This is a genomic window from Pseudomonas sp. (genome assembly GCF_026224925.1).
Lineage (GTDB): Bacteria > Pseudomonadota > Gammaproteobacteria > Pseudomonadales > Pseudomonadaceae > Aquipseudomonas.
Map to the genome: position 1 here is coordinate 1 of NZ_JAMFRV010000343.1, position 7,702 is coordinate 7,702.

General features: G+C 56.3%; 5 protein-coding genes and 1 pseudogene. 2 read left to right on the forward strand and 4 right to left on the reverse strand.

Annotated features, from left to right (window positions below):
* Positions 1-25 precede the first annotated feature (25 nt).
* The 3 genes and pseudogenes from M0974_RS15025 to M0974_RS15035 all read right to left on the reverse strand — a co-directional run bounded on the left by M0974_RS15025 (position 26) and on the right by M0974_RS15035 (position 3,033).
* The gene (locus tag M0974_RS15025; protein ID WP_297838117.1) at positions 26-523 is read right to left on the reverse strand and encodes a GreA/GreB family elongation factor; all 498 of its coding nucleotides are present in this window, start codon (positions 521-523) and stop codon (positions 26-28) included.
* Between the two features lie 70 nt (positions 524-593).
* Positions 594-2,457, reverse strand: a pseudogene (locus tag M0974_RS15030) (DUF4105 domain-containing protein).
* An 87-nt stretch (positions 2,458-2,544) separates the two neighbouring features.
* Positions 2,545-3,033, reverse strand: a complete 489-nt coding sequence (locus M0974_RS15035; RefSeq protein WP_297838120.1) for a DUF3015 domain-containing protein — start codon at positions 3,031-3,033, stop codon at positions 2,545-2,547.
* 278 nt (positions 3,034-3,311) lie between these two features.
* Here M0974_RS15035 and M0974_RS15040 point away from each other — a divergent pair, with 278 nt between their 5' ends.
* Both M0974_RS15040 and M0974_RS15045 read left to right on the forward strand, forming a co-directional pair.
* Positions 3,312-5,765, forward strand: coding sequence for a Lon protease family protein (locus tag M0974_RS15040; protein WP_297838122.1), 2,454 nt, complete (start codon positions 3,312-3,314; stop codon positions 5,763-5,765).
* Positions 5,766-5,933: 168 nt separating this feature from the next.
* Entirely contained in the window at positions 5,934-6,263 is a 330-nt protein-coding gene (locus M0974_RS15045; RefSeq protein WP_297838124.1) for a hypothetical protein, read from the forward strand.
* A 20-nt stretch (positions 6,264-6,283) separates the two neighbouring features.
* Here the strand turns inward: M0974_RS15045 and M0974_RS15050 are convergent.
* A partial coding sequence (locus M0974_RS15050; RefSeq protein WP_297838126.1) for a hypothetical protein occupies positions 6,284-7,702 on the reverse strand: 1,419 nt, incomplete at its 5' end.

Consider the following 7,702-nt stretch of genomic DNA (forward strand, 5'->3'; position numbering starts at 1 on the left):
ACCGAATTCATTCGGGAAGCCTTTTTCAAACATCCGCCTCAATGCGCACAACTTCAATCAACTGATCCCCCGCCGGGCGCTTCCACAGCACCTCGTCGCCTACTGCTGCGCCGATTAGTGCACGGCCCAATGGCGAGCCCCAATTGATCAACCCACTGCTGGCATCGGCCTGATCTTCGCCGACCAGTTGCACCCGTTGTTCAGTGTCGTCTTCAGCTGCAAACGTCACCCAGCTGCCAATTTGCACCTTATCGGTGGACGTAGCGGGTGCGACGACTTGAGCGGTCTGCAGGCGTTGATTGAAATAGCGCAGGTCACGCTCGATGTCGGCCTGGCGTTGTTTGTCTGCCTGATCGCCTTGAGCGGATTGCTCGCTGTATTGCGCCTGCAACTCAGCCACTCGTGCTTGCAACTGCTCAAGTCCGCGGGCCGTCAGGTAATTGGGCTGTTCGCTGACCCTACGCTCTACCGGCTGGCTGGCCTGGGCTGCCGCATTGTCTTCGTTGACGAAAGCGCGGCTCATGGCGTTTTCTCCTTGTGGGTTCAAACTGTAGGACCGAATTTATTCGGGAAGTTTTTAGCCCAAATACCGCTCAATAGTGGTACCACTTCACTTCCAGCATCACTTCATTGACCGGCGAAGCCAGTTGGCTGAACTCCCGTTGGGCGCTAAGGCGCAGGCCAAGGTTGCGAGACAGTTCCCACTGCTGATTCAGGCTCAGATTACGGCGTACCTCACCATTGGTGAAGTAATCACTTTTAGCTTCGACACTCAGGTTGCCCAGCGGGTTTCGCCACAGCAGGCCGGTATCAAAACCCGCTGCCGGAGACACAAGCGCTGAAAAGTCTGTGTTGTGTTCAATCCGTACCGTGCCCAGCGCAAAACCGAGTATGTTGTCGCCCAGTTGCCAGGTACCGCCTGCGCCGCCGTTAACGTGACTCACCAACCGTTCAGCGTCATGTTTGCCCAAGACCCTCTCCAGGCCACCGGTCACTTGCCAAGACCAAGGCTTGAGCAGATCTGTGCGTGGCGTCAGAGAGCGGATCGTCGCAACGTCAAGCTGCTGCACTTGCCACTGATTGCCTTCGTATTCGCGCACCTTGAGTTGCAGAATCTCGATCTGCGCCCCCAGCGGGAAGCCATAAGCGTTGTCGTTCAGGTCGTGGTACGCCATGCGCAGGCCATATTCGGCAAAGGCTTTGTTGTCTCGGCTGCCGGCGCCCAATTGCCACGTGCGGGACTCGTGCCCATCTTCCGGCAGCCCTGGGCGTGCAATCTCCAATGGCGGCGGCGGGTTCTGGCTGATCGCGCGCAACAAGTCGAAGCTGCGTTGCGAGCGATCGGTATCGCGCTCCTGACCGTTGGCGCGGTAACGCTCCAGGCGGTAAGCCGCGTCCTGAATCAGGGCGCGGCGCTCTTTCGGCAAGCGTAGATAGTCGCTGTTCTGCAGCTGTTTCTGGTCGGCGCTGACCCTTAGCACCCATTGCTGCTCATCAGCGTCCAGCGGCGCGGCGCGATTCAGCAACTCGCGCTCACGGGAAGGTCGGTAATCAATTTTCTCCACCATCCCGGCTTGTTTTACGGCGCGCACGGTATCGGTGGGGATCGCCGTCAGCGGGAACAATTTGGTTAACTCAAGGCCTGGCCGTGCGACTTGAAGTAGCTCCAGTAAACGGTAAGAGCAGTTTTCGTCGAAGAAAAAATAGCCGAAGCGAATCTGCTTGAGCTCCCATACGTGTTCGACCATTCGCCCGGTTTCTTCCGGCGTCAGGTTGAGCCGGTACTCCCATAAGTCGCGGTTTTCCAGGCTGCGGTATTCAGACAGTTTTTCTTGATAGGGCACCAGCGCGAACAGGCCCGGATAACCCCCCATCAGTCCTTTCCACGCATACAGAATGCTGTTGTATCCCTTCGATGTACGCACCGAAGTTGATCGCGTAACTGAGCAGTGCGGTGTGGTCTTTCTGCACGTCGGCCTGGTCGATTCGCAGCAGGGTGTGGCCAAACATGGAGGAGGGGCTGTTCAAATACGCCGCTGGAAAAATAAGCACGGTGCTGTCCGGCGCGACGTCGCTGTACCATTTTTTAAATTCGGTGCAGTCCACAACGGGCAAATCGGTCAGATGCAGCTGATCACGCAAAAAATGCGTGCGCGCTGGGTAAACGCACTGCGCATGGGCGTTTTGCGTCGCCGCATCACTGCTTACTGGCTTATAGATGGCTTGAAGGGTCGCGCTAAGTTCCGCTGCCGGGTCGTGAGCACCGTTGGCGGCGAGAAAGAATTTTGGGTCGTCGACGTAGCTGCGCCAACCACCCAGTTTGGCAGTGACGTAATGACCTAGGGCAATCCAAAGGGGGGTGTTCGCTAGTTGCTGCAAGCGATCAGTGTCGACAGGGGGCGCGGCATACAGCGGGGCGCAGACAAAAAGCGCCACATACACAATGCGTTTGAGCATAGAGGGCAACTAGTCAGAATTAAGGATCAAGCATTGTGCATCGCATGGGTGTCCTGCCCCCTTGACCGGGGGGCAGGCAAACGAACCTTAAGCCTGGGTAGCGTATTTGGCCAGAACCGGATCGTTTTTAAGCACGGCGAGGGTGTTGGTGTGGACATCCTCTGCAGTGGTGTCAGCTTTACTGAAAATTTGCTGGAAGTGCTCGTGGGTGACAGCGGCGAAGTGCGCACGGTCTTCCGGTGCAACGCCCAACACCACTGCGTACGTGGTCAATGCTTCACCCTGACCCATTGCCATGTCTTTAGAGAGTTCGTCCATCATGCCATTCATGGCAATCCAGGATTTGCCGCCGTAGGTCAGTTTAGCGTTAGTTGCGCAACCGTTAGTGCCGGAGGTCATACCAAAGGTGGCATTACCCGACGACCCGTTAGTCGTTGACGCGAGGAAATGCGCCGGCGTACCGCGCTGCCCCTCAAACAACATATTGCCCCAGCCACAGTCCGGGCCACCGGGTGCCTGGGCCATTGCGTTAAGAGATACCACGGTGAAAAGAGTACCGAGAAGAATCCGTTTCATAGCTTTATTCTCTTTTATGTTCAACCAAGGGTCGGGTTCCTGGCATATAAACTACCAAGGCTAGCCGGATTTATTATTGCCCGCTGCGCAACTTGGAGTTTAGGCCCGATCCGAGGGTTCCGTGATTTATTGCAAATTGTTATCTGAAAAGCAGGTTTTACAGTGCCGCGTCGGGGTCGCGAGCCATCGGAAAATATTCCCCTTCGGAGCGCCTTGCCAGCCGGGTACGGCGAGCGCCAGAATGCCCCCATCTGCCCTGCCTGATGTAAGGATGTCCGATGCCCGATACTGTTGCTGCCAGCCTGCGACTTGCGCCTGAAGCGCTAACACGTCCTTTTTCCGCCGAACAGTTCGCCTTTACGACGACCAATGATCTGGAACCCTTCCGCGGAGTGCTCGGTCAGGAGCGAGCAGTAGAAGCCCTGCAATTTGGTGTGGCCATGCCGCGCCCCGGTTACAACGTATTTGTCATGGGCGAGCCAGGTACTGGCCGGTTCTCGTTCGTTAAGCGCTACCTCAAGGCCGAGGGCAAGCGCATGCAAACCCCGTCGGATTGGGTATACGTCAACAACTTCGACGAACCTCGCGAGCCGCGCGCCCTGGAATTGCCCTCTGGCAGCGCTGGCGCGTTCATTGCCGACATCAACGGCCTGATCGATAACCTGCTGGCAACCTTTCCAGCCGTGTTTGAACACCCGTCTTACCAGCAGAAAAAAAGCGCCATCGACCGCGCATTCAATCAGCGCTACGACAAGGCACTGGACGTGATCGAGCGCTTGGCGCTGGAAAAGGACATTGCCCTTTACCGCGACAGCACCAACATCGCCTTTACGCCCATGAGCGAAGGCAAGGCGGTGGATGAAGCTGAATTTTCACAGTTGCCGGAAGTTGACCGTGAGCGCTTCCACGAGGATATTTCCGCTCTCGAAGAGCGCCTCAACGAAGAGCTGGCGAGCTTGCCGCAATGGAAGCGTGAATCCAGCAACCAGATGCGTCAGTTGAACGAAGAAACCATCACCTTGGCGTTGCAGCCGTTGTTGGCGCCGCTGTCGCAGAAGTACGCTGAAAACGCCGGGGTTTGCGCCTATTTGCAGGGTGTTCAGGTCTATCTGTTGAAAACAGTCGTCGAGCAACTGGTCGACGACAGCAAAACCGACGCCGAAGCGCGCAAGCTGCTCGAAGAGCAATACTGCCCAAGTCTGGTCGTGGGTCACCCGAATAATGCCGGCGCCCCAGTGGTATTCGAGCCGCACCCGACGTACGACAATCTGTTTGGCCGTATCGAGTACAGCACCGACCAAGGCGCGCTCTACACCACCTATCGGCAGTTGCGTCCCGGTGCATTGCACCGCGCCAACGGTGGTTTTCTAGTGCTTGAAGCCGAGAAAATGCTCAGTGAGCCGTTTGTCTGGGATGCACTGAAACGCGCCCTGCAATCGCGCAAGCTGAAGATGGAGTCGCCCTTGGGCGAACTGGGTCGTTTGGCGACCGTGACATTGACTCCGCAAGTGATCCCGCTGCAGGTCAAAGTCATCATCATTGGCGCACGTTCGCTGTATTACACGCTGCAAGACCTCGACCCGGACTTCCAGGAGATGTTCCGGGTGCTGGTGGACTTCGATGAAGACATCCCGATGGTCGACGAAAGTCTGGAGCAGTTCGCCCAGTTGCTGAAAACCCGCACTTCAGAAGAAGGCATGGCGCCGTTGACTGCGGACGCCGTGGCGCGTTTGGCGACTTACAGCGCCCGACTGGCTGAACACCAGGGCCGCTTGTCAGCGCGTATCGGCGACTTGTTCCAGTTGGTCAGCGAGGCAGACTTCATTCGCCAATTGGCCAATGACGACAAGACGGATGCCGGGCATATCGAGCGTGCGCTCAAGGCTAAAGCCACGCGCACCGGTCGGGTGTCTGCACGAATTCTCGACGACATGCTGGCGGGCATTATCCTCATCGACACCGATGGCGCTGCCGTGGGCAAGTGCAACGGGCTGACGGTACTGGAAGTCGGCGACTCTGCTTTCGGTGTTCCTGCGCGGATTTCAGCGTCGGTGTATCCGGGTGGCAGCGGCATTGTCGACATCGAACGTGAGGTTAACCTCGGTCAGCCCATTCACTCCAAAGGCGTGATGATTCTCACCGGTTATCTGGGCAGCCGTTATGCGCAGGAATTCCCGCTGGCGATTTCCGCGAGCATTGCGCTAGAGCAGTCCTACGGTTACGTGGACGGTGACAGCGCATCGTTAGGCGAAGCCTGCACCTTGATTTCGGCGCTGTCGAAAACCCCGCTTAAACAGTGTTTCGCGATTACCGGCTCAATCAACCAGTTCGGCGAAGTGCAGGCGGTCGGCGGAGTTAACGAGAAAATCGAAGGCTTCTTCCGTCTGTGCGAAGCGCGCGGTTTGACCGGCGAGCAAGGCGCGATTATTCCACAGGCTAACGTGGCCACGCTGATGCTCGACGAGCGGGTGCTGCAAGCGGTGCGCGATGGACAATTCCACGTGTACGCCGTGCGGCAGGCCGATGAAGCATTGAGCCTGCTGGTGGGGGAACCTGCGGGAGCACCTAACGAAAAAGGCCAGTTTCCGGAAGGCAGTGTTAACGCTCGGGTTGTGGAGCGTCTGCGTGATATCGCTGAAATGCTCAGCGATGAAGACTTCAGGGAAGAGCTGGAAAAAGAGCCAGCGCAGTTGCAACCAGAACTGAAAGCGTTGGCGAAAAAGAAGAAATAGACGGCAGGGCGTCGACTGGCTGACATGACCATTCGGCGCCCCGTCGCTTTTCAGACTTTTAGAATCCGGTTTCTCTTCTATTCTGGAGGAACCCACAGTTGTCAAAAGGATTGACGCGCGTCTCCATCGGTCTGAGGCGTGAACACTGTAGCCAACGAGGAGCTCGCCATGTCGCGCAGCCTCTGTCTTACCCGCCAATGCCTGGGCCTGGTTACCCGTATCGAATGTGTGATTCGCCCTCTCTCCGGGGATAACGGTATGTGGACGTTACTGTTCGCCGCCGGGATGTCCGGTGAACAACCCTCTGCTCTCAAAGCCCAAGGTCCTTTTCATGGACCGCTCGCCGCCGAATCCGTATTAATGGCCATCGCCGAAAGTCTTGCATTGCACGGCTATCAGGTGGCCGAGGATGTACCCATCTGGCAACTGCATCTACAAGGTGAACTGCGCCGCATTAACGGCGACAGCTCGCGTTGTCAGCGCTCATCGCCGTTTTAGGTTGATGCCGGCGACGAGGTTTACTCGTCGTCATCATCAGGCGCGGCCGAGGATTTCTGACCCAGCTGTTCAAGACTGGCGGCGCTCGGTTTTTCGAGTTTGACCTTGAAATCGTACTTCACTTGTTTCAAGTCGGTGCGCTGATAAGCCTCAAGGATGGTCGGTTCTCCGTAGAAGTAGTGGACGTCAAACATTGCATCGCTGTATTGCGAGGCTTGGTGGCTGACGGCGAGAATTTCCTTTAGGTACTTACTCGTATTGTCTTTGGCGTAAAACCGCCATTTCTCAGTTGGGAAAGTCGCGAGATCAATGACCAGCGCGTTGCCCTTCAACGACAAGCCTTTGGGTAATTGGGCGACGTCCATGAAGCTTTTTTCGATGTTGGCGAAAAACAGCGGCACGCTGCCTGATGCATAGGCCGGCACGTGGGGGAATTGCGTCAGGTCGTAACTGATATCGCCCTGGACGGCATCAAACTCGTAGGAGTCGAGCGGCAGGTCAATCTTGTCGCCTTGCTTGTCGTCTACCCCCTGGGCATAAAACGTGATGGGGGTTTGGTCTACAGCCGGTAACGGGCCGAGCAGATCATCGTTGAGGCTCGGCGGGTGGCTGAACTCGATTTTTGCGTCTTCGATGTTATCTACGTTTTGGTGTAAAACGATGGATTGTTTGAATTGCTCCTCATTCATGTCGTAGGTTTTGAGGAAGTCTGCCGCCTGCGTGTCGTGCACGACGACGGGCAAGAGCAGGGGCTGCACTTTCGGGCCAAAGGCGTGTTCATCGAACTGACGCACCGGAACGCTTAATTCGGTCTTGCTGACTTTAGTCTGCGAGTAATCGAGCACGCTGACGTCGACCTTATCGACCATTCCGTTGAAAAATACTTTGGCGTAATGGGTCTTCTGCTGCTGATTGAACGTGTGCATTTCGGCGTTAAGTTGTGCTTGATACTCTGGGGTGAGCTGCTTTTGATCCATTAACGCCGCAAGTTTTTTCTCATAAAAGGCTACTTGGGCGGCGTTTTGCGTGATGCCTCCCGCTCGGGTCAGGTAGTGCCCGGTTTTGTCCTGTGCCTGGACAATCAGTGGGCTGAATTCGTCATCGACCAATTCATCGGAAAGATCAGCATTGTTTTGTATTTCGACTTCAGCGGCGTTCTTGTCCAGGCTCAATAACGTGACAGTGATGTTGTCGTCCGTCTGCTTTGCGCCGATGTCTTTCTTCGACAGCTTGAAGCTGCTGACTTTGCGCGGCGTCACGACTTGAAGTTCACCGTTGAGTGTGACCGGGTTCGGTTTGTTCTTTTCGCTGGGTGGCAGTGCGTCATCTTTGTAGGGATAGATCAACTCCAGATCATTGGAGGCGGTTTCGCTGTCGACCGCAGGCGCCAATTGGATGTCAGGGGAGTCTTCGTTACGGTCTTTGGCAAAAGGGACAAC